This is a genomic window from Coleofasciculus sp. A1-SPW-01, assembly GCF_040217205.1.
Classification (GTDB): Bacteria; Cyanobacteriota; Cyanobacteriia; order Cyanobacteriales; family Coleofasciculaceae; genus Coleofasciculus; species Coleofasciculus chthonoplastes_A.
In genome coordinates this window covers 1-26,436 of record NZ_JAVJNP010000061.1, presented here as the reverse complement: position 1 = coordinate 26,436, position 26,436 = coordinate 1, and the positions used below count along the sequence as shown (strand labels likewise).

The 26,436-nt window shown below is 45.9% G+C and carries 28 protein-coding genes and 3 pseudogenes; 14 read left to right on the top strand and 17 right to left on the bottom strand.

Annotation, left to right across the window (positions count from 1 at the left end; genetic code table 11):
• Positions 1 to 59 precede the first annotated feature (59 nt).
• The 3 genes from RH949_RS09970 (at position 60) to RH949_RS09960 (ending at position 1,174) form a co-directional block, all read left to right on the top strand.
• Entirely contained in the window at positions 60 to 287 is a 228-nt protein-coding gene (locus RH949_RS09970; RefSeq protein WP_446348214.1) for a photosystem II protein, Psb35-related, read from the top strand.
• A 202-nt stretch (positions 288 to 489) separates the two neighbouring features.
• Positions 490 to 936, top strand: coding sequence for a peptide-methionine (R)-S-oxide reductase MsrB (gene msrB, locus RH949_RS09965; RefSeq protein WP_006101300.1), 447 nt, complete (start codon positions 490 to 492; stop codon positions 934 to 936).
• A gap of 31 nt (positions 937 to 967) precedes the next feature.
• The gene (locus tag RH949_RS09960) at positions 968 to 1,174 is read left to right on the top strand and encodes an RNA-binding S4 domain-containing protein (protein ID WP_006101133.1); all 207 of its coding nucleotides are present in this window, start codon (positions 968 to 970) and stop codon (positions 1,172 to 1,174) included.
• Positions 1,175 to 1,577: 403 nt separating this feature from the next.
• Here RH949_RS09960 and RH949_RS09955 read toward each other — a convergent pair whose 3' ends face one another.
• Complete coding sequence (locus RH949_RS09955; RefSeq protein WP_006101192.1) at positions 1,578 to 1,910, bottom strand: hypothetical protein; 333 nt, start codon at positions 1,908 to 1,910, stop codon at positions 1,578 to 1,580.
• A 955-nt stretch (positions 1,911 to 2,865) separates the two neighbouring features.
• Here RH949_RS09955 and RH949_RS09950 point away from each other — a divergent pair.
• The 3 genes and pseudogenes from RH949_RS09950 to RH949_RS09940 form a co-directional block, all read left to right on the top strand.
• Positions 2,866 to 3,369 carry a Glyceraldehyde 3-phosphate dehydrogenase, C-terminal domain gene (locus RH949_RS09950; protein ID WP_006101110.1) on the top strand — a complete coding sequence of 168 codons (504 nt, stop codon included), beginning with the start codon at positions 2,866 to 2,868 and terminating at the stop codon, positions 3,367 to 3,369.
• 126 nt (positions 3,370 to 3,495) lie between these two features.
• A pseudogene (locus RH949_RS09945) lies at positions 3,496 to 3,858 on the top strand (PEP/pyruvate-binding domain-containing protein); the annotation flags it as partial.
• A 24-nt stretch (positions 3,859 to 3,882) separates the two neighbouring features.
• Positions 3,883 to 4,269, top strand: a pseudogene (locus tag RH949_RS09940) (putative PEP-binding protein); the annotation flags it as partial.
• Between the two features lie 108 nt (positions 4,270 to 4,377).
• Here RH949_RS09940 and RH949_RS09935 read toward each other — a convergent pair.
• Complete coding sequence (locus tag RH949_RS09935; RefSeq protein WP_446352787.1) at positions 4,378 to 5,640, bottom strand: RNA-guided endonuclease InsQ/TnpB family protein; 1,263 nt, start codon at positions 5,638 to 5,640, stop codon at positions 4,378 to 4,380.
• A gap of 29 nt (positions 5,641 to 5,669) precedes the next feature.
• On the opposite strand from RH949_RS09935, the gene tnpA reads away from it, so the two are divergent.
• The gene (gene tnpA / locus RH949_RS09930; RefSeq protein ID WP_083799001.1) at positions 5,670 to 6,083 is read left to right on the top strand and encodes an IS200/IS605 family transposase; all 414 of its coding nucleotides are present in this window, start codon (positions 5,670 to 5,672) and stop codon (positions 6,081 to 6,083) included.
• Between the two features lie 112 nt (positions 6,084 to 6,195).
• Here tnpA and RH949_RS09925 read toward each other — a convergent pair whose 3' ends face one another.
• On the bottom strand, positions 6,196 to 6,456 hold the full coding sequence (locus RH949_RS09925) for a hypothetical protein (RefSeq protein ID WP_446352785.1): 261 nt from the start codon (positions 6,454 to 6,456) through the stop codon (positions 6,196 to 6,198).
• Positions 6,457 to 7,246: 790 nt separating this feature from the next.
• On the opposite strand from RH949_RS09925, the gene typA reads away from it, so the two are divergent.
• Entirely contained in the window at positions 7,247 to 9,037 is a 1,791-nt protein-coding gene (gene typA / locus RH949_RS09920) for a translational GTPase TypA (protein WP_446352783.1), read from the top strand.
• Positions 9,038 to 9,204: 167 nt separating this feature from the next.
• Here the strand turns inward: typA and RH949_RS09915 are convergent, their stop codons facing one another.
• The gene (locus RH949_RS09915; RefSeq protein ID WP_446352781.1) at positions 9,205 to 9,462 is read right to left on the bottom strand and encodes a hypothetical protein; all 258 of its coding nucleotides are present in this window, start codon (positions 9,460 to 9,462) and stop codon (positions 9,205 to 9,207) included.
• 46 nt (positions 9,463 to 9,508) lie between these two features.
• On the bottom strand, positions 9,509 to 9,757 hold the full coding sequence (locus RH949_RS09910) for a hypothetical protein (protein ID WP_006106525.1): 249 nt from the start codon (positions 9,755 to 9,757) through the stop codon (positions 9,509 to 9,511).
• 322 nt (positions 9,758 to 10,079) lie between these two features.
• Here RH949_RS09910 and RH949_RS09905 point away from each other — a divergent pair, with 322 nt between their 5' ends.
• Positions 10,080 to 10,223: a hypothetical protein gene (locus tag RH949_RS09905; protein ID WP_446352779.1), complete on the top strand. Its 144-nt coding sequence runs from the start codon at positions 10,080 to 10,082 to the stop codon at positions 10,221 to 10,223.
• A 233-nt stretch (positions 10,224 to 10,456) separates the two neighbouring features.
• Here the strand turns inward: RH949_RS09905 and RH949_RS09900 are convergent, their stop codons facing one another.
• The 6 genes from RH949_RS09900 to RH949_RS09875 form a co-directional block, all read right to left on the bottom strand.
• Positions 10,457 to 12,091: a CHAT domain-containing protein gene (locus RH949_RS09900; RefSeq protein WP_446352777.1), complete on the bottom strand. Its 1,635-nt coding sequence runs from the start codon at positions 12,089 to 12,091 to the stop codon at positions 10,457 to 10,459.
• A gap of 103 nt (positions 12,092 to 12,194) precedes the next feature.
• On the bottom strand, positions 12,195 to 12,845 hold the full coding sequence (locus RH949_RS09895) for a hypothetical protein (protein ID WP_006106515.1): 651 nt from the start codon (positions 12,843 to 12,845) through the stop codon (positions 12,195 to 12,197).
• Positions 12,846 to 13,077: 232 nt separating this feature from the next.
• On the bottom strand, positions 13,078 to 13,731 hold the full coding sequence (locus RH949_RS09890) for an S-layer homology domain-containing protein (protein WP_446352774.1): 654 nt from the start codon (positions 13,729 to 13,731) through the stop codon (positions 13,078 to 13,080).
• A gap of 253 nt (positions 13,732 to 13,984) precedes the next feature.
• Entirely contained in the window at positions 13,985 to 14,776 is a 792-nt protein-coding gene (locus tag RH949_RS09885; protein WP_006106539.1) for a dienelactone hydrolase family protein, read from the bottom strand.
• Positions 14,777 to 14,902: 126 nt separating this feature from the next.
• Positions 14,903 to 15,568, bottom strand: coding sequence for a thiamine phosphate synthase (locus tag RH949_RS09880; protein ID WP_446352772.1), 666 nt, complete (start codon positions 15,566 to 15,568; stop codon positions 14,903 to 14,905).
• A gap of 78 nt (positions 15,569 to 15,646) precedes the next feature.
• Positions 15,647 to 16,090 (bottom strand): retroviral-like aspartic protease family protein, encoded by a 444-nt coding sequence (locus RH949_RS09875; protein ID WP_446352905.1) that lies wholly within the window; start codon positions 16,088 to 16,090, stop codon positions 15,647 to 15,649.
• A 288-nt stretch (positions 16,091 to 16,378) separates the two neighbouring features.
• Here RH949_RS09875 and RH949_RS09870 point away from each other — a divergent pair, with 288 nt between their 5' ends.
• Together RH949_RS09870 and RH949_RS09865 are read left to right on the top strand one after the other, a co-directional pair.
• Positions 16,379 to 17,041, top strand: a complete 663-nt coding sequence (locus RH949_RS09870) for a Uma2 family endonuclease (RefSeq protein ID WP_006106530.1) — start codon at positions 16,379 to 16,381, stop codon at positions 17,039 to 17,041.
• A 192-nt stretch (positions 17,042 to 17,233) separates the two neighbouring features.
• Positions 17,234 to 18,142 carry an ATP adenylyltransferase family protein gene (locus RH949_RS09865; RefSeq protein ID WP_446352770.1) on the top strand — a complete coding sequence of 303 codons (909 nt, stop codon included), beginning with the start codon at positions 17,234 to 17,236 and terminating at the stop codon, positions 18,140 to 18,142.
• 52 nt (positions 18,143 to 18,194) lie between these two features.
• Here RH949_RS09865 and RH949_RS09860 read toward each other — a convergent pair whose 3' ends face one another.
• Together RH949_RS09860 and RH949_RS09855 are read right to left on the bottom strand one after the other, a co-directional pair.
• A complete protein-coding gene (locus tag RH949_RS09860) occupies positions 18,195 to 19,475 on the bottom strand; it encodes a M16 family metallopeptidase (RefSeq protein WP_006106512.1) in 1,281 nt (426 codons plus the stop codon).
• Between the two features lie 128 nt (positions 19,476 to 19,603).
• Positions 19,604 to 20,902 carry a M16 family metallopeptidase gene (locus tag RH949_RS09855; RefSeq protein WP_446352767.1) on the bottom strand — a complete coding sequence of 433 codons (1,299 nt, stop codon included), beginning with the start codon at positions 20,900 to 20,902 and terminating at the stop codon, positions 19,604 to 19,606.
• Positions 20,903 to 21,105: 203 nt separating this feature from the next.
• Here RH949_RS09855 and RH949_RS09850 point away from each other — a divergent pair, with 203 nt between their 5' ends.
• Entirely contained in the window at positions 21,106 to 21,681 is a 576-nt protein-coding gene (locus tag RH949_RS09850; RefSeq protein WP_446352765.1) for an exonuclease domain-containing protein, read from the top strand.
• Between the two features lie 218 nt (positions 21,682 to 21,899).
• On the opposite strand, the gene RH949_RS09845 is transcribed toward RH949_RS09850, so the two are convergent.
• The 4 genes from RH949_RS09845 to RH949_RS09830 all read right to left on the bottom strand — a co-directional run bounded on the left by RH949_RS09845 (position 21,900) and on the right by RH949_RS09830 (position 25,724).
• Positions 21,900 to 24,029, bottom strand: a complete 2,130-nt coding sequence (locus RH949_RS09845; protein ID WP_446352763.1) for a putative bifunctional diguanylate cyclase/phosphodiesterase — start codon at positions 24,027 to 24,029, stop codon at positions 21,900 to 21,902.
• A 122-nt stretch (positions 24,030 to 24,151) separates the two neighbouring features.
• Positions 24,152 to 24,700: an NYN domain-containing protein gene (locus RH949_RS09840; protein ID WP_446352761.1), complete on the bottom strand. Its 549-nt coding sequence runs from the start codon at positions 24,698 to 24,700 to the stop codon at positions 24,152 to 24,154.
• Positions 24,701 to 24,759: 59 nt separating this feature from the next.
• A complete protein-coding gene (locus RH949_RS09835) occupies positions 24,760 to 25,437 on the bottom strand; it encodes an energy-coupling factor ABC transporter ATP-binding protein (protein ID WP_006106537.1) in 678 nt (225 codons plus the stop codon).
• A gap of 11 nt (positions 25,438 to 25,448) precedes the next feature.
• On the bottom strand, positions 25,449 to 25,724 hold the full coding sequence (locus tag RH949_RS09830; RefSeq protein ID WP_006106524.1) for a hypothetical protein: 276 nt from the start codon (positions 25,722 to 25,724) through the stop codon (positions 25,449 to 25,451).
• A 67-nt stretch (positions 25,725 to 25,791) separates the two neighbouring features.
• On the opposite strand from RH949_RS09830, the gene RH949_RS09825 reads away from it, so the two are divergent.
• Together RH949_RS09825 and RH949_RS09820 are read left to right on the top strand one after the other, a co-directional pair.
• Positions 25,792 to 25,923, top strand: coding sequence for a hypothetical protein (locus tag RH949_RS09825; RefSeq protein WP_006106531.1), 132 nt, complete (start codon positions 25,792 to 25,794; stop codon positions 25,921 to 25,923).
• Positions 25,924 to 26,103: 180 nt separating this feature from the next.
• Positions 26,104 to 26,436 (top strand): annotated as a pseudogene (locus RH949_RS09820) (photosystem II D2 protein (photosystem q(a) protein)); the annotation flags it as partial.

Here is a 26,436-nt window from a genome sequence, read left to right as displayed (position 1 = left end):
TTACGCGCTACGCGCACGCTTTTCGATCGCACCAAGCCGGAGTCCCACGAGGTAAAGCGATGGTTATCTTAGTTTCATTGTTTGTCGTCGGTTGGGTCGCCGTTGCTGTATTAGGGACTCAGGCTTACTTCCGAGGCGAACAGAGAAAGCCAATCCACGATCGCAACTGGCGTTCTGAGTCCTTTGAGCAGCTAGCCGAGTCGATCACAGGGACTCAAACAAATTACAGCGATCGCACACCAGCTTACAAGATGGATGCTTATGCGAGCAATAATTTGCCTTCCTAACCGCCTCCCTGTTTGATCAACGCTTTTAGCCGCATTTGCGGTTAAGGACGATGGTGACGGTAGGAAAGTAAAAGTAGAGATTTGAGTTGTGGGTTATGAACTCAAATCTCGCTAATTTTTCTCTAAGCCAACGAATCACCTTATCATGTTGGGTGTAGAGATAGCCTAACCTGATGTTTGCATAGTTAAGGAAGCTGAAACCATGATTCAGAAAGTACAAAAGAGTGACGCGGAGTGGAGACAACAGCTTACCCCGGAACAATACAAAGTAGCCCGACAGAAGGGAACCGAACGCGCCTTCACCGGGGAGTATCACGACAACAAGCAGCCGGGAATCTACAAATGTGTCTGTTGTGGCAATGACTTGTTCACATCCAAAACCAAATATGATTCTGGCACGGGTTGGCCCAGTTTTTGGACACCGATTGATGAAGAAAGCATCAAATATGAAGCCGATAATACGTTGTGGATGCGTCGCACTGAGGTGCTCTGTGCAGCTTGTGATGCTCACTTAGGTCATGTATTTGATGATGGACCAGAACCAACGGGTCAGCGTTACTGTCTAAATTCTGCCGCGCTAAACTTTGTCAAGTCCGATCAGGTTGAATCAGAATCTGAGGCGGAAACCGATAAATCTCCAACCACCTAACCCTCCAGATCAGTGATTTATCTATTTTGGCATGACCAACCCCATCCAAAGCATTAAGTTAGATCAGTTCCTCAAGTGGGTAGGTGTAGCGTCCACAGGTGGCGAAGCTAAACTGATGATTCAAGACGGTGATGTGACCGTTAATGGCATCATCGAAACTCGACGTGGGCGTAAATTAGTTGAAGGAGATTTGGTAAGCGTACAAGGAGAAACCTATAAGGTTGGGACTCAACTCTAGCCATGTCTGAGTGGAGATTTCCCTAGCAATATCCGTTTATTTAAAAAATGGTGAGGTAACTCCCCGGCTTTCAGACGCGAGTCCTTATCTCTACCTGGCTCTCCTCCATCTAAGACAAGTATTTAGGAGCTTTTTGGGGCGGGTAAGAAGCGCTTAATCAAAGGTGTCACATAAAACTAAGATTTTTGCCCAACCCGCCCTCTCCTAACCTGTAAGTAAAATGAAGGTAGGTTTCTTTTCGAGATTAGGGTATTGAGATTAATGGAAATGAGAAAAATTAACGGCAAAAAGCTGTCACTTCTTAGGTATTGAATTCAGGAGTATGCCCGTAATAACTTAGGCAAGTTGATTCATTAAGTCAGAGACAAAAATAAATGGAAGGCTGTTGAATATTAGGGATAGCTTATAGCTCCCATTCGCGGCAGTGAATTAGTATGTCGTCTAAGTTTGTTTCAAACTCCTTCCAGTCATTAAACCAGATCTCCCTATTGTTATCACTTACTGGATAATCTGCATCCCATTCGTCGATAAAAGCATCCGCATCCCCGTCTTGGGATAAGACATCTGCATCCCATTCCTCGAAAGATACGTCCTCATTGTTATCTGTGTCTTTTAACAGAAGTTCTATATCTCCTTCGCTGACTGTATAATTGCTAAATACTCTCATTGTTAGTTCCCCGTTTGCTCTCAACTCAATTTGACTAATCAACCAAATTACATCTAAATTATCTCCCATTTTTCAGGAAATTATTGTAATTTAATCCATAAAATATAGTGATTATTAGCACTATTTAGTGTGATAATCCCGTAAAAAAATTGTGATTTCTTAAGCATTTAGCTGTGATTAATGTCACAGGTTTCTCGGAAAAATCTCAGATTGAGATTGTTGCCAGATCTTTTTTATATACATTTGGTTACTATCCTTTCATAATGCTCAATAGATGTAATTAAAACTTTACATTTGTGTCAATAATTGTAAATAAACTGAATAATATGAAGTTTAAATGCACAACAGCTTACACAATTTAAATGTGTTTTAGCTTATACAGCGCTTTTCAAGTCAGTGAGGTACACAGACAGATCCCGGACTTCTTGAAGAAGTCCGGGATCTTGCTTAGAGACTGTACCTCATCAACCACCAAATCTGCTGTAACTGTCCTGATTTATCGGTAAATCGGAAAGATACCGTTACAAAAGTTTAGCGATGCGGAGTGCGATCGCCAATGCTGAAGGGCGACGGGAACATCAACGCCACCAAGAGCAGTATCGCTGCCGAAGCCTGCCGAGAGCAGGGATTTGATCACCAAACCCCTCTGGTAGGAATCTCCCTGCGTTTACGCTGGGGAGGATGTCAATCAGGAAAACCCAAGCGTGAGAGATCGCTGGGGTAAGAAAGTGAGATTGTAGCCACTATCTAGATTATCACTTCCTTCATCTCACAAAATAGGGAATGATACCAAATCCGATGACAGGAATCCCCTTTAGCCCTAGGGTACTTTTTCCTTAAAGCCTTCTGCCCTGAAGCCTTCTGCTACGTGTGGAATTTTCCGGAGAGTGTCATCTGGTAAAAGTCTGAGCGGTATAGCTTGGTCATTTCTTCCCACAGACAGACGATAACCAGCTTTTTACATATCTAAAGTTAAGGGTGACAACTTGCTAGCGCTTGTCGGGAGCATGGAGCGTAAAAAGCCATGATGACAACTATTCATGCTTATACATCTACCCAAGCGATTGTGGATAGACCAAGCAAGAAATTTCGACGCGGTAGAACAGCTGCGGCTAATTTAGTTCCCACCACAACCGGGGCGGCTGTGGCGACAACCCAAGTTCTTCCCCAATATCAAAACAAGTTTGATGGGGTAGCAGTACGGGCACCAATTCCTGTTGGTTCCATTTCTGATATTATTTTCGTCACTGACAAGTCAACTAGCGTTGACGAAATTAACAATATCTTCAAAGAAGAAGCCGGAAGCGAACGTTATCAAGGCGTTTTAGTGGTTTCCGAAGACCAGATTGTTTCATCGGATATCGTTCAAGATCCTCATGCTTCAATTGTTGATTTAACCATGACGCAAGTCGTTGATGGTGATCTAGTTAAAGTCATGAGTTGGTATGACAATGAATGGGGATATGCTTCCCAGATGGTTAAAGAAGCGGTTCGCATGATCAAGGAATCAAAACAAACGGCTAGTTAATCTCAGTCTTTCACGGTTGGGTTGGGTTTCGCTTTGTAGCACTGCCATTACACAAGTCAGCCCTCACCCCCAGCCCCTCTCCCAAGCTTGGGAGAGGGGAGAAAAAGGGAAGATTAGTCCTATTTTATAGTTTTATTTTCGGTTGACGGTAACAAAGTTGGGAAATCAATCCGTAAGCTATTTCATTCCGCCGAATTTCCCGAAGATATTGCCAGGGAAATTCGCGAAGCTTACGACCAACTTAGTCAACGCTATGATACTCAAGATGTAGATATCGCGGCGAGAAGTAGCGCGACGGCTGAGGATTTACCGGAAGCAAGTTTTGCCGGTCAACAGGAAACGTTTCTCAATGTTACTGGCTATGAAGAATTACTAGAAGCCTGTCGTAAATGTTATGCCTCATTATTTACCGATCGCGCGATTAGTTATCGACAGGCGCAAGGCTTTGACCATCTGAAGGTGGCGCTTTCGGTGGGGGTGCAGAAGATGGTGCGATCGGGGAAAGAAATCCTGGGCGCATCTCGGTATTATAGCGATCGCTACCGGGAAGGGTTTGCCTTGGAATGTCGTGCCCTGAAACGGGTACGGGAAGAAATTGGCTTTAATAATGTGATTATCATGATTCCCTTCTGTCGCACCTTGGATGAGGCGGATAAGGTTCTCCACGTCTTGGCAGAAAATGGACTCAAGCGGGGGAAAAATGGATTAGAAGTCTATGTGATGTGCGAAATTCCCTCTAATGTGGAGTTAGCGGAAGAGTTCTCTGAACGCTTTGATGGCTTCTCCATTGGTAGTAATGACCTCACCCAGTTAGTGTTGGGGGTGGATCGTGATTCTGGGGATCTGTCCCATCTATTTGACGAACGCAATCTGGCGCTTAAGAAAACAATCCGGATAGTGTGAGTCAGGTGAAGCAGCAAGTCGCCCAACAGGAAGGTAAAGGAAAAGGATAATACGTAGAGTGACGTTCTCTCCCGTTAAGCTTGCGCTATAACGGGAGCTTCTCGATCAAAATAGAGATAGCTGTACGCTTTTTCTACCTGATAGAGCTTCACACTTCACTGGCTGGGCTTTCCCTAAGCCTCTGTGTGCAGACAAGATGAGTCCCACCTCGTTTAAGGCTCGGTCTAATATATTCCGAGCTGCATTCTCATCTCTATCCATGCTGCATCCGCACTTATGGCATTCATGTAGACGAATAGATAGAGTTTTCGGGACTTTAACTCCACAATTTGAGCAATTTTGAGATGTTCCATGAGGACTTACTTTTATCACTCGGACACCGCATTTAACTGCCACTGCGTCCAAGATGGTAATGAACCTTCCCCAGGCTGCATCCAAAATTGATTTGCTCAATCTTGTACGAGTAAGTCCTTTGATATTTAAGTCTTCCACCGCAATCAAGTCATACTTTTTGACAAGATTATGAGCGGTGTTGTAGTGAAAGTTTTCTCTAATTCTACCAATACGTTGATGAATTCTGGCTATCTTGTTTTTCTGTTTGTTAGCACGGTTTGACCCCTTCTCCTTTCTTGCCAACTTGCGCTGTTGACGAGCTAAGTGAGGCTGCGTTTTACGGTAGGCTTGCTGAATAGGAACGGCTTCACCCTCTGATGTGGTGAGGAACTCTTTAAGTCCCACATCAATGCCAACAGCCGTTTTCACTTCCTCTAATAACATAGGTTCGGGTACCGTCTCATCCTGAATGGAAATGGAACAGTACCAACCGTCAGCTTTGTGGACAATTGTGCAAGTTTTTAGGGTAAAGCCACCTGGAATAGGACGATGCATGATAACTGGCATCTTCCCTATCTTTGACAGCTTCAACATACCATGATTAAGATGCGCTCCGGCTTTAGGACAGTTGACTCGCGGATAGACAAACGAGCGCAATTCACCAACCTTTTTAAACTTTGGTCTGCCGCCACGTTTACCCGATTTGTCAGGGAATAACCAACGCTCCCAAGCCTTATTTAACCGTTGCAAATTAACTTGCTGTGATTCTGCCCAAATATTTTTGTAATCAGGAAACAGTACCTTAGTTTGCTTTAGGTCAGACTGCTGGGTGTAGTAATTAACAGTCGCGGGTATCTCACCTATTGGCTCGGAAACAATACTACAACGGTCAATCTGACAGCGAGTCCGTCGTAGCCAATCCAACCTCTGCCCCAGACAGTAATTCCAGTGACGACGAAGTAACTCTAATGTATAGAGCATGGTAGCAACTTGAGCGGCACTGGGCTTAATTCGGTAGCAGTAAGTTAGAATCATGAGTATCATTCTACAGCTTACTGCTAAATATGGCAATTGTTTACGATAAAGGTTTCAGGTCTGTGTACTTGCTTACCGCTCATATTGTACTTGTGACCAAGTACCGCAAGAAAGTTATCAATAAAGCTATACATGAGCGACTAGCTACCATCTTTGATAAAACCTGCTCAAAGTGGGAGACAACGCTACTAGAATTCAACGGAGAGGACGACCATGTACATTTGCTGGTTCGCTATCATCCTCAAGTAGAACTGAGTAAGTTTATTGCCAACCTCAAAACAGTCTCTAGCCGCTTAATTCGCAAAGAATTCGGTGATCATTTCAGCCAAGTCTACCGAAAACCAGTTTTGTGGACTGGCTCATATTTTGTTGCCAGTTGCGGAGGGGTGACGATTGAACAGATCAAGAAATATGTCGAACAGCAAGCAACTCCAGAATTATAAGGATTCGCTGTCGCTCAGTTTTATACTGGTCGGCATTCCCCACCCGTTAACCCTACGGGTATAACGGGCGACCCCTGCCGACATTTAGTTGGCAAGGGAGTCAGCACGTTTATCAGTTACGCCGATATCCCGCCAATTGTAGGCGTAGACTCGCCCACGCTGAAAGATACCCTCTGTTGGCGCAGGCGCTGGCGCAAGAATCGGTACAAAGCACCGGACTTTTGGGCGAAATTTTATCAGCAGAAGTTTCAGCAATCCCTTTCTCTGTCAGAACTGTATCAATGGGGAGAATTAGTGAACCGGATTCAATTTGGACTATCTGGCGCAACCCTAGAGTGGCTGCGAAGCATTTATATAAAGGAGAGAGAATCATTCGACTTCTGAAATCAAGCCGGATATATCTCATCTATTGCACGATTGTCAATCAGCCACACCGTAGGGGCGCACCGACGTGCATTGGTATCAACTTAAGCGCCAAAAGCACGACTGGCAAGCTTTTCACCCTCATCCCCTAACCCCTTCTCCGGACTCCCCTCGTTCCCCCCTACTGACAGGTGTAGGTTTTTTACTCTTAGGTGGGGACAAGACAAGGAGGACAAGGATGGAAAGAAGACAAGGGGGGAAAACCGTACAGCATTTGGTTCGGTCAAGCTAACTTCTAAAAGCCGAAACGCCCTATTTTTCGTTCTCACTCTTCCTTGTCTACGGTCGCTGAGCGAAGTCGAAGTGATGGTCTACCTGTCTACCTTGTCTTACCTGAACCGCAATCTTAAAAAACCTACCCTTGTGAGCCTACGAGGAGGGGGGATGACAAAAGATGCTTCGCTTTTGTTTGATGGAGAAGGGGTATAAAGAAGCTTCTAGCATCACATCTAGAACATCTCTTCCTTCTTGCTCCCCTCTCCCCGGCGTGGGAGAGGGGCTGGGGGAGAGGGGTTTAGCTTAAGTTGACACCAATGACAGACGTGCGCCCAGAACAGTACAATCTCTTGGGCTGAATCGGGGCGGGTTTAGTCGCATCTGGGTGCAACCGAAAAGATAGTCGTAAAACCCGCCCCTACCACCCTGTACCTTAGCCCCCTAGCTCCCCCTCTCAGTAAGCTACAATTATTAAGAAACTTATAGTAGAATCAATCTCTCTCAAATCACTCCCTAACGCCTTTATGACTCTTCCGATTCGCAACGTTGCCATTATTGCCCACGTCGATCACGGCAAAACCACCTTGGTTGACGCCCTGCTCAAACAATCCGGTATCTTCCGTGAAGGGGAAGAGGTTCCTGATTGCGTTATGGACTCCAATGATTTGGAGCGAGAGCGGGGAATTACGATTCTGTCTAAAAATACAGCCGTTCACTATAAAGAAATCTTAATCAATATCGTTGATACTCCTGGTCACGCCGATTTTGGTGGGGAAGTGGAACGGGTATTGGGTATGGTGGATGGTTGTATCCTGATTGTGGATGCCAATGAAGGACCGATGCCCCAAACCCGGTTCGTCCTGAAAAAAGCCTTGGAAAAAGGACTGCGCCCGATTGTGGTGGTGAATAAAATTGACCGTCCTCAAGCTGATCCCTACGGTGCTGTGGATAAAGTCCTGGATTTGTTTATTGAATTGGGGGCGGATGATGATCAGTGTGAGTTTCCCTATCTGTTTGCGTCTGGGTTACAAGGGTACGCTAAAGCCGATTTAAAGGACGAAGGCGTGGATGTGCAACCCTTGTTTGAATCCATCCTGCGCCATGTTCCGCCGCCTGTGGGTGATGTGAGCAAGCCTCTGCAATTGCAAGTCACGACGCTGGATTATTCGGATTATCTGGGTCGAATTGTAATTGGCAAAATCCATAATGGCGTAATTAAAGCGGGTCAGCAAGCGGTTTTAGTTACAGAAAGCGGGGAAATTGTCAAGACTAAAATTAGCAAACTCATGGGGTTTGAAGGACTCCAGCGGGTTGATTTAGAGGAAGCCTTCGCCGGAAATATTGTCGCGGTGGCGGGGTTTGCTAATGCCAATATCGGCGAGACGATTACCTGTCCCAATGAACCCCAAGCCTTACCGTTAATTAAGGTAGATGAACCGACATTGCAGATGACATTCTCGGTGAACGATTCGCCGTTTGCGGGTCAGGAAGGGGATTACGTGACTTCCCGACAATTGCGCGATCGCTTAATGCGAGAATTAGAGACGAATGTGGCTCTGCGTGTGGATGAAACCGATTCTCCAGATAAATTTTTAGTTTCTGGGCGGGGGGAATTACACCTAGGTATCCTGATTGAAACCATGCGCCGGGAAGGGTACGAGTTTCAGGTGTCTCAGCCACAAGTGATTTATCGGGAAGTCAAAGGTCAACCCTGCGAACCTTACGAAGTCTTGGCGCTAGACATTCCCGAAGAAGCCGTAGGTGGCTGTATTGAACGCTTGGGTCAGCGCAAGGGCGAAATGCAGAATATGCACGTTAGTGGTAATGGTCGCACTCAATTGGAATTTGTGATTCCCGCACGGGGTTTAATTGGCTTCCGGGGTGAGTTTATGCGCCTGACTCGTGGAGACGGGATCATGAATCACAGTTTCTTGGATTATCGTCCGATTTCCGGTGATGTGGAAACCCGCCGCAATGGGGTGATTATTGCTTTTGAGGAAGGGGTAGCGACATTCTATTCCTTGAAAAATGGCGAAGACCGAGGTGTATTCTTTATTACACCGGGGACGCGGGTTTACAAGGGGATGATTGTTGGCGAACACAACCGTCCTCAAGATTTGGATTTGAATGTTTGTAAGACTAAGCAGTTAACCAACCATCGTTCCGCCACAGGGGATGAATTGGTGCAATTGCAAGCGCCAGCCGAGATGAGTTTGGAACGGGCGTTGGAATATATCGGACCCGAAGAATTGGTGGAAGTCACGCCCGAGTCGGTGCGGTTGCGGAAGGTGACGAAGAAGTTAGTCAGGCGTTAACCGTAGGGGCGCACAGACGTGCGCCCTAAACTGACGTGCGCCTATAGAGGGGAGCAAGAAAGGTGTTATATTGCAGGCGTAGTCACCTACATTTTTTATCATTAATTGTTCCAATTCCCCTTCTCCCCACGGTGGGAGAAGGGGTTAGGGGATGAGGGGGAAAATATCTAGAAACCTCTACAACCCCATCTCTCATCCCTCCACTCCCACAATCGCCGCCAACGCCTCAGCAACCCGCCGCACTGGTTACTTACTAACAGCACCCCCTTGGAATTATTCTGCACAAACTCATCAAGCTGACGCTGCTCCTCCTCTCGCCCTTCAAAGGGCTGCTGGAGATACTCATGAACAATTCCCTTAACTTGAGCTTCTATAGCAGTAGACACATTGATTAGGACAAAGGCACCATTGTAGAGACGCGCCATGGCGCGTCTCTACATAAATGATGTGTCCTAACCGCTATGGCGGTTGCTATATCTCGTAGCCGATATACTGCTCACCAATGATGGAAATAGCCGATTCAGCCAGGGTTTGATTGAGGCGTTCAAATCCCTCTGTCTCTTGCTCCAGCCGTTGAATAACTCGGATAGCTCGCAGCGATTGCTCAGCAAACTGGCTGGGAATAATCGCCGGGTCAATTCCCAACCGGAACAGCACTTCTTCAAATTGAGCCTGATTCAGCCTTTTCAGACGCTGTAGTAGTTCGCCTCGACCATCCATTCAACCCTATCCACCTGATACCAACTTACCTTCTATCATGTCATGCTGAGTGTTCTATCTTGTCATTCTGGGCGTTCTATCCTGTCATGCTGAGTGTTCTATCCTGTCATGCATTTAAATTGGGAATGGGTAGCGAGCAAGATGCTCGCACTACAGGGATTTCGCTATGACTAATATTAAGGTTTAAATGCCGAGCAGCTTATTCTGTCATGCTGAGTGTTCTATCTTGTCATTCTGAGCGAAGCGAAGAATCTGGACAAATGCTGCGCTAGAGTTCCTTTCGCGAACCCTGACAGAATCAAACTGAGCTGGAAGCAGGCATTTGAGCAGCTTAAACGCCAGAATTCTCGATGCAACACCGGATGACACCTGGGCTAGAGTTGAAGCCGGAACAGGCGGAGGCGTCGTCTCACCCTTAAGCGGCGGCTTTCCCGACTCCCCCCGCATCCCTCGGATCAGTTGTTGAAATCCCTGCTCATAGTTATCGTCATTAATACTAACGTGGAGAAAAGATTGGAGAAAAAATGGCTTTTCGCAATCTTTGTAGAGAACCGGAATTAGGCGGCGGCTGGGAGCAAGAGGAGGCGATTGAAATCGCTGCTACACAAACAAAGCCTGCCTCCGCAGGCTAAATTGAGTCCTTACCTGGCGGACTTAGTTTGTATAGCCCCAGACTTCTAGTCTGTGGGCGATTGGCTACTACGGAATGCTTTCACCAATTAACGTAAATGCTGCCCAATCCCGGAGATCGGGATGTTTTTCCATCGTGGTTAACATCGCTTTTCGTAAAGCTTGGGCTTTGTCGGAATTTTGCTGTAAATTGGCATAAAATTCCTGCATTAAGAAGGCGGTTGGTGAGTCAGGAATTGACCATAAAGAGACAATCACACTAGACGCCCCCGATGCAATCAAAGCACTAGATAAGCTAGCCAAGCCATCCCCACTAATACTCCCTCGCCCCGTATTACAAGCGCTGAGAACCACTAACTCAGCATTTAGGTTTAAATCCAGGATTTCTCTTGCCGTTAGCCAGCCATTATCCGTCTGCGTTGGTGCTAACGCGATCGCACTTTCCCATCCTTGCTGTTCATCAAATATACCATGAGTGGCGAGATGAATCACTCGTGACGCGGGCATCTGCGGCACAATCTCTGCTTTAGTGGCTACCTCTCCCGTAATCGCTTGGGTATTCACTAAAGATGCAATTGCCTGAGCTTCTTGTTCAGCAGCAGGTAAGGGCGAGAACTCTCCAGGCATGGGGTGAGGATTTCCCACGACTAACCATTGTTGCACAGAGTCGGGAATATTCCCCCGAGTTCGCCGGGTAATATCCAATACCATTATCGCTGGAGCGGTTAAAATTGTGTGTTTTTCCAGCAAATAATTACCCAACTCATCTTGTAGAGGGGAAAAGGGAATCATCAACAGAGATTGTTGGGGAATGAAGATAACATGAGCGTTAGGATCAGTGGGCAATTTATCCGCGATCGGTTCAATTAAAACCTGATACAATTGCCTAAACGGTGGTATTTTACGCCGAGATAAACCAACACCCCACTGGGAAGCGGCGAGGGATTGACGGATATTGCTTACATAGTCTGTTAGGGTAGTTTTTTCTTTCTGCCCAAGTTGAGTAAGATTGCTCTGGCGAAAGGTGATTTTTCCGGTTGGTTCAATCACCCATATAAAGAGTTCTTCAGATTGATTCGCCTCAGCCAAGGGATTATCAATAATCGAGTATTCGATCAGAGTGGCGTTTCGCTCTTGGGCAATCTGTTGAATCTGCTCAATGGTTGGTTCTGCCATAGCCGCCGTAATTGTTGACCCGTTAGGATCACCCCTGTTTACTAATTCGCTCACCCACCTCACCCGACTCTGCTCAGACACTAAAAGTGCTTCCTTAATTTTACCCTGAGCAATTAATACTTTTTGCAATAGCTGATAAATTGCTGCCTGTGTTTCTAATCGTTGGGATTGGATATCCTGGCTTTTAGGATGCGGTGATACCGATGCCAAACTCTGAATTCCTTGGCGTAACATTTGCTCAGCGGCTTGATATTGACCGTTTTGATATAATCCCCATCCCAGATAATTTAAAGACTCGGCTATACCCACGCGATCGCGACTATCCTGATAGAGAGTTAATGCTTGCTGGCTCGACTGTATCGCCGCATCCAATTCCTGCTGGCGCAACTGTTCAATCCCTTGGTTTAACCATCGCTCCGCCTCGGCTTTACGGGCATTAGTTGAGAACGCCAACAGAGGTGTTTTGGAGAATAATTCAGTTGAATTTAATCGCAACGGAACTGAGACACCAACAAAAATACTTACCAAGGTAGTGCATCCAAGCCTCTTCCATCCCATGATTAAACCCCTGATTCAGTATTTATTGAGCAGATATCCGAACGCTTACACTCTTATGCCTTCTGCATCATTGTTACATGCCAAAACTATTGGGATTATCTGGTTTACTTAAATCCAATGTCATCACCTGATTCAGCAAAGCTTGATTAGAATCTAAAACCGTCAATAATTGTTGAAACTGTACATTCATTTTTTGCTCCAATATTTTCAAATTTAAGACCACTTGTCGGGCTTTCTCTTCCGATAGACTGAATTTCCCCATAACCTGCTGAACTTCGTCCTGAGAAATCCGCACCGTCATCTGGGTAAACTCAGAGAGGCGAGGCGGAATTTTATTAATATTGTCCGCCTTATCGCCATGATTATAGAAATGAATCCCCTGACGATCTACAAAGAAATCGGCAAACGGTTTTAATCCTTCGTTGAGAACCATTTGCGTCGCTTGAATTGCTTCTGGTAGTATGTTTCCCAACCCAACATATACCATAAACCAAGCCAGAATATGATGCTTTGCTCCTAGGGATTCCTCTAACCGTTGAGCGACTTGAATCAAGAAATTTCTGGCAACTTGCGCTCGCAATGATTCCGGTTGTTCGCTAGGAATGTCATATAGCGCGGTTTTCAGGAGTTTATTAAGACGGGGTTGATCTTGGTTGAGTGTAGCCTCAACCACGGCTGAAACTAAATGAGTGTGTATATTATCATTAGAGGGTTGAGAATCCATGGGATAACTCTTTCTCCTAAATTAGGTTCAAAAATAGCTGAGCAATAACAAAGATTGTACATTGTTCATGGTTCATGGTTCAGAGTATTCCTGCAACCAAACCGGATCTTTCCCATCATAGAGGAATGGAGGGCGATCCGTTTGCCAAAATGAACAACTGGACTCTGTTCAATCGGCTCGGATCGCCCTATACTCAAATCATTGGGTCAAAAGGTGTTTCCGCGACGTTTTGTTACATAGGCGCAGGTTCCTCAATCGTCCAAGGAATCGGCGCAGTGGTTTCTTGTCGTTCCAGATATTTACTCAACGCATAAGCCATATCTCCACGAGTCATCGGGGCGAGAGGAGCAATAGAATTAGTCAGGGGATCGATATTAACAAACCCCTCATACAGAGCCGTGGCAATTGACTTTCTTGCCCAAGTTGGTATTTTATCAGCATCGGGATAGCGGGAAAGCAGTTCAGCCACCGTATCCTCTGGAAACTGAAACACCCCATAGGCTTGAGCTAAAATAGAGAATGCTTCAGCGCGAGTAACCCGTTGATTGGGAAAAAATCGTCCCTGACGGTAACCCGTCATCACATTATTTTGCAAGACTAATTGAATATCGCGATATGCCCAGTGAGAGGTAGGCACATCGAGAACAGCAATAGGTTCATCGGGTTGGGAGACTCGTTTTTCTAAGTCAAAGGTTTTGACTAAAATCGATGCTAATTCAGCCCGATTGAGGATTCGTTGTGCCTGAAAATCCCCCTCGCGATCGCGAGTCATCCATCCAGCCACGATTACCTGTTCAACGGGGTCAAGGGTTGTTGACTCTTGGGCAACAACGGGAAGACTTTGCAGTAAAAATACCAGAGGTAGGATGCCAAAAATGCGACGCATAGTGTAAAGTACCAATCCTTTGATCAACGCCAATGTTTTCCAGAAGCATTGACGTTACCAGCAACGAGCGAGTTTCAACCAGATTAATTCGCTGCATCCTCCTTACACTAAGTTCGTAGTTGCATGAAGTGTACCATAAGCGCTAAAGCGCTTACTACAAACGCACCGATCGCGGATGTTCTCATCCAGTCAGGTTATCTTGATCAGCGATATCATATCCGGCGGTTCAAATGACATAAGACATAAGACAAATCTAGCGAAATAATTCAGCAAAAAACCGATTCATTGCCGCCCAAGAGCGCTTATCTGCCTTCTCATTGTAAGCCACTCCCGTTGAAGGATCATTCCCCGCATTCGGATCACTAAAGCTGTGAACAGCATTACCATACATAACCATTTGCCAGTCTACATTGGCATAATTCATTTCCCGTTTAAAAGCGTCAACTTGCTCATCAGGAACTAAAGGATCGGCTGCACCATGCAACACCAGCACTCTACCTTTAATCGCTTGAGCATCTGCGGGATTGGGTGTATCTAAATTACCATGGAAGCTAACAACCCCAGCCACTGGCGCACCACTGCGGGCTAATTCTAATACTGTACCGCCCCCAAAACAATAGCCGATCGCGGCAACTTGATTTCCATCCGTCAACGGATATTGTTGCAACACTTGTAATCCAGCCTGAGCGCGATCGCGCATTAATTGGCGATTGGATCGATAAATCGTCGCTTGTTCTCTGGCTTCTTCATTAGTTTTGGGTCGAATTCCCTTACCATAAATATCAGCGGCAAATGCCACATACCCTAATTCAGCAAGCTGTTTTGCCCGTTGCTTCTCGTAATCTCCCAATCCTTTCCAAGCGTGAACCACCATCACGCCAGGGCGCTTTCCCTGAATCTCGTCATCGTAAGCCAGAAAGCCTTGGAGTATAGTATCACCCTGTTGGTATTCAATCACTTGAGTGCGGACTTCAGCTAGAGCAATGGCTGAACTCAAGAGAGTAAATAGTGGAGCGACGATCAGCGAGGTGAGTAGAGGTTTCATAGCCGTTAGGGTGAGTTACTTAGTTAGGATATATCATCTGAATAAGATTCGGAACTAGCCGTTAGTGGTTCAAATCCGTAGATACGTTGCGGCGGAATGTCTGTAAAAATTCAATCCTCTAACTCTTTATTTTGCCGCCCGATGAGTATCCTTATCGAGTAATAATTGAACCACACTAGCAGGATTTTCTGCCCCCATCACCGCACCAATGACAGCAACGGCTTTTGCCCCTTGTGCGATCGCGTCACTCACTCGCCCTGGTTCAATTCCACCGAGGGCGACTAATGGGCGATAACTGCGCTTAACGCTATCTCTCAACCCCTGTAAGCCCAATGTGTTGCGCTGATCCTCTGGTTTTGACAAGGGTGAGTATACTGGACTAATCGTAGCATAGTTAGCCAAACCAATATCATCCTGATCCAGTGCGTCGGTTCCATGACGCGAGACTCCTATAAGCATCTCAGGTGGAAGTTGTTGACGTACAGGTGCAATAGCTGTCGTTGATGATAGATGAACTCCCGCCAGATTGTATTCTAATGCTAATTGAGGATAACTGTGTACAAGCAACAATACACCCGTCGAGTCAGTTAACGGCTTCAAGTTACTAATTAGAGTAGCAATCTCTGAAATTGTCGCTTTTTTATCACGGACAAGTATAGCAACACACCGAGAATTAATGTCGTTGAGGATACTTGTTAGAGTTTGCTCTACAGTTCGACCCGCCCGATGACAAGCGGCTTTGTCAGTGATGAGTAAAAGCTCGAATGATAGAGCAGAACAATTATTAATCATTAGCAAGCATTTTGTGGCAATTAGGTTTTATGTTGAGATAAAAAGCAGAAAATATTGGAGTTGTACAGCCAGCCCGACTTAAAGGATAGTAAAATACGTTTCAGTGGGGCTAATGGGTAAGAGTTTTAAGGTTTGATTTTTCAAATCCAGTTCAATTCCCAATGCTTCTAGTGAGATAACGCCTAGTAAGGGATCACTTCCTCCTGGAAGTTCCAAACATTCAAATGTTCCCTCCCGTCCACACAGAGAGATTTTGGCATCTTGAAAGATTCTCGCTTTGCCAATTCCCGTAGCTGTGGCGACATCGACTTCTTTAAGGAGTTTTAATCCTAACTGATTAATGATAGATTTAGGCAGACACAAGGTTGTGGCTCCCGTATCGACTAAAACCTTAGTTAAGGTGATAGAGCGCACTCGATCAGCAGGAATTAGACCATCTTCGGCATTAGCTTGATCAATACGATTAGTGATAACTAGGGTCGTTTTAACTTTTCCCATTAAGTTATTAGTAGTAGGTTGCATAATTATAAATAAAACGATAGGATTTTGGTTGAAATTGAGGGCTTGTGCCAAGTAAGTAATGCGTCCGGTTTCGCGGTTGCGTCTTAGCTCTTGAAGAACGTGATAGTCGTATTGGTCAAAATCTGGATGGTTGCTCATTGGTCTGATACTGCTTCCCCATGATCTGAATTATAAGCGCGATCGCTCCCTAAACAGTACGGCAGAAATACTTGGGTATTTTCTTGACGGCTGTTCAAATAATCGACCCCGACTACTTAAACTAGAAGATAGAGGTTTAGATTTTGCATCATGGTCACGCTTCAACTCCGACAACTCGACGTACCCCCCGGTCAACGATTGCTGATCCATGATGTCGATTGGTCAGAATTTGAACAAATCTTGAACGAGTTGGGTGAAAAACGCACCGCTCGAATTGCCTACAGCCAGAAAACATTAGAAATCCGGATGCCACTACCCAAACATGAGCGAGAAAAATCGATTATTGGTGATCTAGTCAAAATTATATTAGAAGAATTAGAAATAGACTGTGAATGCTTTGGTTCAACCACCTTCAAACGTCAAGAGATGGGTTACGGCATTGAACCAGATGAATGCTTCTACATCCAAAATCATCAAGTCATGGTGGGTAAAGAGCGCATCGATTTATCAGTTGATCCACCGCCCGATCTGGCTATTGAAGTGGATGTCACCTCGAAAACTCAGATGGAGAGTTACATTAGCTTAGCAGTGCCAGAACTTTGGCTGTGCGATCGCGGCGAACTGAAGATTTATACCTTACAATCAGGACAATATCAGTCAGTTTCTACCAGTCCCACATTCCCAGGACTACCGATTTTAGACCTCGTAGCAGACGTTCTCACCCAAAGTAGCACGATTGGTAGAAGTCCTGCCCTACGAGCCTTTCGTAAGCAAATCCGAAATCTCAATTCTCAAATCTCCTATGGCGATTAGTTAATGTACCAGATCCCCGATTTCTAGATCTCCGACTTTTAGATCCCCGACTTCTTCAACAAGTCGGGGATCTCTCTCTAAAGTATGGCTGATTACTGATTACGGTTTTTGATGGTGAAACGCTCGATTTCTGGGCAAAATTCATCAGATCGTCTAGATTGGATTCGCATACGACTGATATAACAATTGACTATGCCCGAAGAAAAACCCACTGAACCGAAAACACTCACCCTAAAACCGGGTACATTATGGTCAACGGTTCAAAAGACAACCGAACACGCCCTCCAATGCGGCGCACTGCAACCCATCGCAACTGAGTATGAGTTTGTCGAACAGGATGGGATTCGCTTTCTGGTGCGGATTGTCTCTAACCTGGATCGCAAAGCCAAAGCCAAGAAGCAGCAGCAGAAGAAAAAAGCTGACTTTAACCCCTTTCTCCCTTACGAGGAAGATTTATTCGTGGCTGATATTTCCGATACTCACCTGTGTCTGTTAAATAAGTTCAATGTGGTTGATTATCACCTCCTGATCGTCACACGAGAGTATGAAGATCAAGATAATTGGCTCACCTTATCTGATTTTCAGGCAATGTGGACAAGTTTAGCGGAAATTGATGGCTTAGCCTTCTATAACGGCGGCAAAATAGCGGGTGCAAGTCAGCGACACAAACATTTACAGCTTGTTCCTTTACCCCTCACCCCAGAGAAACCCAAGCTACCCATCGAACCCGCGATCGCATCGGCTAGTTTCCAGGGTTCAATAGGTACAATACCCAGTTTTCCCTTTGTTCATGCCCTAACCCGATTCGATCCCAGTTGGATAGACTCCCCAGACGTTGCCGCAAAAGCTACTCTGGACGCTTATCACAGACTTCTAGAAGCAGTGGGTAAGCCATACGAGGGCATCAAACAATCCGCCCCCTACAACCTGCTAGCCACACGAGAATGGATGCTGCTTGTGCCGCGATCGCAAGAAGAGTTTGAATCCATCTCCGTCAATTCACTTGGCTTTGCGGGGGCGCTGCTGGTTCGCAATTCCCAGCAAATGCAGAGTCTCAAAGACGTCGGTCCTCTGACTATCCTCAAACATGTATCGAATTAATAGTACCGATCCCCGACAACTCCTACGAAGTCGGGGATCTCAATATCAGATCTCAAACAATCTGGTTAATCGCTTCAGTCGGACCGACTAAAGAAATATAAGGTTCCCCAAAGAAACGCTGTGCCGCCGCTTGTGCCATCTCTGGCGTCACTCGGGCAATCTGCTGCTGAAACTTCAGATCAAACTCAATTCCCAATCCTAGGGTCTCATACCAACCATAAATCTGGGCAAGTTGAGCATTAGTTTGTTTCCCTAAAGCATATTGACCCAGAAGTTTATTTTTAGCCGCTTGCAATTCCGCTTCACTCAATCTTAAACTGCAAAGGCGTTCTACTTCTGTCCGCAATCCCTCCATCGCGATTACTGTATTTTCTGGGGCGGTTCCCATATACGTCACAAATAGGGAATCACACTGGCGCGTGGGGTAAAACGCCGAAACATCATACGCTAACCCTCGTTTTTCCCGCAATTCCACAAATAAGCGACTCGAAAGCCCATTCCCTAGATAGGTATTCAGCAGTTTTAGCGCCCCATAATCTGGATCAGTAACTGATGAGGCTAAATACCCCAGCATTACCACCGATTGTTGGGTTTCCTGAGGGGTGACAACGTGGCACGGCTGAGGAGTAATTAAGGGTAACGTCAGTGTTGGTAAGGGAGTTGAGGGGGGTTGCCAATCTCCAAAGACTTGTTCAATCTGCTGTACGGCGGCTTCCGGTGAAATTCGCCCAGCGACACTAATAACTAGGTTATCCGGGCGGAAATAGGTTTGATGATACTCTTTTAAATCTGTCGGTAACAATTCAGAAACCGTGGCTTCTGTACCCAATACAGAGACAGCATAGGGGTGATCCTGATATAATGCCTGTCGCAACTGCTCAAAAGCAACGCTAAAGGGTTGTTCTTTTTGGGAACGAATATCCTGAATCGTTAGATAGCGTTCCAATTCTACCTCAGTTTCCGGGAAACTAGGCGATCGCAAAATCTGCCCCGCTAGCTTTAACATATCTAGCCAGTCGGAGGATACCGTTTTCAGCGATAATAAAAAGTAATCCGTGGCGGCATCTGTATTCAGTTGAGCGCCGACTGATTCGACTCGTTCGGCGATTTCAATTGAGGTCAGGTCTTGGGTTCCTTTGGTCAAAACAGCCGCTAGGAGATGGGTTAATCCTGCCTTATCTCGTGGTTCTCGTTGGCTACCCGTGCGAAAAAATAGGCGAGAGGCAATAATATCAGCGGCTGAATTCTCGATAGCGATAACGACAATACCATTATCTAAAACCGTGCGATGGATAATGGACTGTTGGGGTGAGGCAGTTAGACTAGAAGGCATAATTGATAATTTAAAGTTCAAAATTTGGTCGGGGTGGGTTTAGTTGCATCCGGGTAAGGATAAGAAACGATAGTCGTCAAACCCGCCCCTACAGACGCACCATGTAGAGACGCGCCATGGCGCGTCTCTCAAAATAATTCTCCCATCAGCAAATCTTCACTCACGGGTTTTAGAACAGTTACGGCATAATGATAAGGAGAAAGATAACGCTGCGCTAAGTGCATCAAGTCTACGGGAGTCAGTCGTTGAATTTGAGCGGGATACGTTACGGCTAATTCTGCGGATGCGATCGTGTTGTAATATCCATACAATCCAGCAATTTGACCAGCGGCTTCGGTAGAGAAAACATAGTCATTACACAATAATCGCTGACAGCGACGGATTTCTTCAGAGGATATCGGTGTCTGCTGTAGGTCTAATAGATGCTGACAAATCAAGGCTTCGACTTGTTCTAAATGCTCAGGATCAAGATAGGCGCTGATGGTAAACAAGCTCGAATCCCGCTGGAGTGAAAAACCACTGCCAATATTTTGAACCAGTCGTTCTTCTTCCCGCAATTGTCTCACTAAGCGGGATGAGCGTCCATCGGCTAATAATACCGAAAGTAAATCTAAACCATAAGCATCTTTTAACTGATCCACACCGGGTCCCACCCAAGCCATAAATAGACGGGCTTGTTCAATTCGGGGTAAATACAGTTCCTGACGCCGAATCTCAGTCATCGGGGGTTCGGCTTCGGCGGTTAAGTGGGGACAATCACCAGGAGTGGCAAACGAGGTAAAAGACTGATTGACTAAATTTAGCGCTGATTCTTGTTCTACCCCACCAATAATCACCACTGTCATATTCTCCGGTTGGTAGTGACTCCCGTGGAAACGGCGCATCTGCTCAGACGTGTGCGCCCTTAATTGTTCTTCGCTACCCAAAACCGAGCGCCTATAGGGGTGATATTGGTATATTATTTCTGAGAGTGCCTGAAAACCTAACCAGTCAGGATTGTCGTAACAGGAGCGAATTTCTTCTAGAACCACATCTCGTTCGCGATCAAATTCGATGTCAGGAATCGCTGGCGATAACAGTAAGTCCGCTAATGGGGGTAAGGTTTCGTCAAGGTATTGAGCGGCGGTGGTAATGAAGAAATGGGCATAATCGTGGCTAGTCGCCGCATTTGTCAGCCCTCCATGACGTTCAATCACCTGATCAAATGCACCGGGAACCAGTCGCTGTGTCCCTTTGAAAATCATGTGTTCCAAAAAATGAGCCATCCCGCACCATTCATCGGGTTCGACAATTGCCCCAGCCCTCACCCAGACATCAACCACAACGACAGGCGTTGCGGGTAAATGCTGGTGAATGACGGTTAACCCATTGGCGAGTTTGAATATATCACCCGGAAATTTGGTAGAAATCAGTGGCTCAGATAGCAATTTCTCTAAAATCTCAAATGTCGGTTAAGTTAAATTAGTCCCATCTTAGCGTCTGAGGGCGTTTATGATGAAATTTGCTTAAACCATACATAATAAAGCAAAGTAAGCCAGGTTGTAGGGGCGGGTTTGACTGATAACGCTTTGGAGACAACCTCTAACTTCACAACCCGCCCTAGTGAGAGAATCTGAGAAGCAGCAGAACCATGTCTAGAAAAATTGACCAAATTCTGGTTATTGATGTCGAAGCGACGTGTTGGCAAGGCAAACCTCCACCGGGACAAGAAAGCGAAATTATCGAAATTGGCGTTTGTCTGCTGGATTGCCATTCCCATTCCGCTGTTAAGACAGAGAGTATGTTGGTTAAACCAGCACGCTCAACGGTGAGTGAATTCTGTACTGAGCTAACTACATTGACTCAGGAACAAGTGGATCAAGGCATGTCCTTTGCTCAAGCCTGTGAACGTCTCCAAAAACGGTATTTATCCCATCAACGAGTTTGGGCAAGTTATGGGGAGTATGATAAAAATCAATTTCAAAAACAATGTCAATCCTTTGGCGTTGAGTATCCGTTTGACTCGCGACATATCAATGTGAAGACATGGTTTGCGCTGGCTCATTCGTTACAGAAGGAAGTTGGTATGTTAAAAGCCCTGTTTTTGCTCAAGCTGTCGTTGCAAGGTACACACCATCGCGGCGTTGATGATGCGGTGAATATTGGGCGAATTTTGTCTCAATTACTGTGGAATCAGGACAGGAGATTCAACCGCTATTTAGATTAAGAGAATAGGGCTGGCTGAATAAGTATAGCAGTAGACACATCGATTAGGACTTTCGGCACCATTGTAGAGACGCGCCATGGCGCGTCTCTACATAAATGATGTGTCCTAACCGCTATGGCGGTTGCTATAGTTGTTGATTTTTGCAAGTGGGTCACCCTTACACGAAGACAAAAGCAGGGGTCTGTCAATGTTTTTAATTGTAAAATCTATTCCACAACTTACCACTGAGGAATTCCGCCTAATAAAAGTCCGGCGGCACACTTAGTTAACGGTTTGGAAAATAAATACCCTTGTCCTTGTTCACAGTTTAATAGTTTTAATTCAGTCAATTGTTCGAGAGTTTCTACCCCTTCAGCAATCACATCCATTCTTAAACTATGAGCGAGAGTAATAATCGTTCGGATAATCTCAGTATTGCGATTTTTCGGATTCATCTTGCTAACAAAAGAACGATCAATCTTGAGAGTGTTCACGGGAAAGCGATGTAAGTAACTTAAGGATGAATATCCTGTGCCAAAGTCATCCACTGACAACTGGATATTTCTGGCTCTCAATTGTAGCAGCATCTTGGTGACTGTTTCGGCATTTTCCATTAAGATACTTTCAGTAATTTCTAGCTTTAAAAAACTGCCATCTAAACCTGTTTCTGCTAAAATATGATCAATTTGCTCAATTAGATCCGGCTCCTTAATCTGTTTGCCCGATAAATTGACACTCATTTTCAATGGCTCTGGTGTAGGGAATTGGGTGTGCCACATCCGCAGTTGACGACAAGCTTCATGAAGTACCCACTCTCCCAGAGGAATAATCAGTCCAGTATCTTCAGCAACTGGGATAAACTCTGCTGGAGAGACTAAACCAAGTTCTGGATGTCGCCAACGCACCAGTGCTTCAAATCCGGTTAGCATCCCTGTTACTAATGACGTGATCGGTTGATAATAAACTTCAAATTCCTGCCGTTCCAATGCTCGTCGCAAATCATTTTCCAATCTCAACAATTCTAAGGCGCGAGCATGCATAATTTTATCAAAGATTTCATGACGGGCTTTGCCGAGTTCTTTCGCCCGATACATGGCAATATCAGCATCCCGCAAGATATCTTCGCTGCGCTCATATCCTGTGGAACTGAGAGCAATGCCAATACTAGCACTCGTAAACACTTCATGATTATTCAGGTTAAAGGGGGCTTTTAAGGTTGCCTGAATCCGCTCAGCTACACGAGTAGCATCTTTTATATCTTTGATATCTTCTAGGAGAATCGTAAATTCATCGCCACTTAAATGGGCAACGGTGTCAGTGGTTCGTACACACTTTTCTAGCTGACGGGCGGTGGCAGTTAGGAGTTGATCCCCGACATCATGCCCCAAGCTATCATTCACTACTTTAAAGCGATCCAAATCCAGGAACAGAACCGCAAATAAATAATCCTGATTCCGTTTGGCTAATTTAATTGCATGGTTAACCCGCTCCATAAATAGAGTCCGATTCGGTAACCTGGTTAAGTTATCATGTAAAGCATCGTGGCATAACTGTTCTTCGACGTGTTTGTGGTGACTAATATCAGTAACCGAGAAAACAATATGGGTGATAACTCCGTCGGCATCTTTTAAGGGAGCGCCATTAACCGAAAGGTATTTACGGGTTCCATCCGCCCATTCAATCGCGTGCTGGACATCGAAAACGGGTTGACCTGTTACCATCACCTGTTTGAATGGTAGTTGTTCCTCTGGAAAGGGTCCGCCTTGAAAATCAGTAATCTGCCAAGTAGGACAGTTGTATCGACGTTCTACTAATTCGGATTGAGTCAAACCGAGGACTTGCTGCGATCGCGCGTTGGCAAAGATGATGTTACCTTGAGTATCAACGACGGTAATCGCCGCTATACTGGTTTGCATGATGCCCTGGAGTAGGTCATTTTCGGGACAGAGTTGGGCTTCGAGTTGTTTGCGTTTGGTGATATCCCTAGCAATCCCATCAATCCGAATCACAGTACCTGTCTCATCCGCGATCGCACAAACGCGATTGTGTATCCAGCGCACCTCCCCATCAGGTCGGACAATTCTGTATTCTACGGCTTGATTACCGCTTTCTCCTAAACTCTGAAACTGCTGCTGCACTCGCTGGCGATCATCGGGATGAATCATCAACTCCCATAGAGTTGGCTGATCATACAGTTCACAAAGGGTTCTGCCAAAAATAGTCTCGGCAGCTTGATTAATATACAGTAGCTTATACGTGTGGGCTGACGCTGACCAAACGATCTCGTCTAGGGAATTGAGAATATCTGAGATTAGCTGATGTCTTTTTTGCGGCTGGGGTTCTACCCAATTATACTGAGTAATATTCATTGCCTCATTGTTTGTGCCAATGGATTCTATCGGCGTCCCAAACAACCTTTTTTTTTCGAGACAGCCTCTGAATAGCTACATTGATTTGTTAATAATTCAAGAGGGAGCGACGTTTCCCTGTATCAGCGAATACCTTGACGCCATTCAGATAACCGTTGTTGTGCCGATTTGTCAAGGGAATGCATTAAAAAACGACCGCGAGATTGTTTGGGCGATCGTTGTCGGTGGCGGACTCGACGACTTGTGCAATGAACATCGCTAATTAACTGTTGCGAGGACATCCATTCTGCCCCATACCCAGTAACGGTTAGCTGCTGCGCCCGATCTGAAGTTGCGACGATTAATCGTTGCTTGAACAGCTTCGGTTTACTGCGAACAGCCGCACAAAATTTTTCGATGTAGCTATCGGCGGTCTGACCAAAATCTGTATAGCAGATGGATACATGGGGGGTTATATCTTCGTGGCGCGTTCCAGTCGGTTGATAGTGAGCGTCAAAGACGACTTTAGTTTTATAACCGCGAAAGGCACTATAGTTAATTAAAACCTCAACTAATTCCTGCCGCGCTGCCAATAGTCCATGGCGATCGCGCATCTTGGTCAAACTCGACTCGGTGCCGATGATGTTATAACCATCAACCAGTAAAGTAACCTGGGGTGGGGGAGAGGGCATTTTTCAAGGTTAATTTAATATTTTTTGTTAATTTTTCTCAATCTCCTCTTTATATTAATTTATGATGACAGTTTTGTCTCACCCAGAAGCCTTTGCTTGAGTCGCTCCGGTTCTCCCTGTGCTACCACCCGACCATTTTCCAGCAAAAATGCGCCGTCACAGTAATTCAACTCTTCCAACCGATGAGTCACCCAAAGGGCGGTTAACCCACGACTTTTGACCAAGCGCTGGACTTGAGCCACCAGATCTAATTGAGTATCGGGATCTAGCAAAGCTGTTGGCTCATCCAATAAAAGGATCTCAGACTGACGCGCGATCGCACCCGCAATAGCAATACGCTGCTTTTGTCCCCCACTCAGAGCGTAAATCGGGCGTCGTTGTAAATCCAGCAAATTGACAGCGGCTAAGGCTTCGGTGACGCGGGCGCGAACTTGGGCGATCGAAAGTTTCTCCTCCACCAATCCAAACGCCACATCTGCACCGACTGTCGGCATAACCAGCTGATGGTCAGGATTTTGGAAGACAAATCCAATGAGTCCCGAAATCTGTATCTCACCCGAATCAGGTGACAATAATCCAGCCAGCAACCGCAACAATGTTGATTTACCACTGCCATTTGTCCCCAAGAGCATCCAAAACTCACCCTTGGGAACTTCTAGAGAGCAAGCGTCTAAAACCGATGCTCCACTAGACCAACTGAAGCATAGATCCTGTACCGTAATTGCGGTTTGAACCATGACGTTGGTGATTACTGTTGTTCTTCTGCTAAGGCAAAGAAACCGGGTGTACGCCCTGCCCCCACAGCACCAGATTTCTGAGAAATCATCACCGCACTGATCTCATTGGTGAGAACGCCAATTTTCTTATCGGACTGGTGTTCACACGTCAGTTCCATGAACTCAGGTTTACCCGAACTCATTGCTTTCATAATTTCCTGGTAAGTTTCTTCCGCCGCTTCTGCTGACTTCCGTTGCACGGATAAGGGGAAGGGCGTGTTTTTCAAAGTCAAGTCAATCGTGAACATGCTACTCTCAAGCGCGATACTCTCCCTCTTATCTTAGACGGGAGTTGGCACAGATGAGGGAGCTGGGGTGCGGAGGGGTGGAGGAGCTGGGGGAGCTGGGGGAGCTGGGGGAGCAGAGGGAGCTGGGGGAGCTGGGGGAGCTGGGGGAGCTGGGGAAGCTGGGGGAGCTGGGGAAGGACGAATGACGAATGACAAATGACGAATGACGAATAACAGTGGCAAAATTTGAAAATTTCTTTTAAGATAAGTTCAAGACCGTAAAGAAAAGTAAACTTTACTCACAATCGGGTCAATTATCTGCTTAGGCACAGCCTGAGTCGGTTGACCGAGTAAGATGGCTTTTCTTTCGTACTTATAAATTCTTGGAGATCTACACGTTATGACAATAGCTGTCGGACGCGCTCCCAGCCAAAGAGGATGGTTTGACGCACTCGATGACTGGCTAAAGCGCGATCGCTTTGTATTCATCGGTTGGTCAGGTCTACTCCTGCTCCCTTGCGCCTACTTGGCGGTTGGAGCTTGGCTGACGGGTACAACTTTTGTGACATCTTGGTATACCCACGGTTTAGCGTCTTCCTACTTGGAAGGCTGTAACTTCCTGACTGTGGCGGTTTCCACCCCCGCCGATACCTTCGGTCATTCCCTACTGTTACTGTGGGGACCTGAAGCCCAAGGCGACTTCACCCGTTGGTGTCAAATCGGTGGGCTTTGG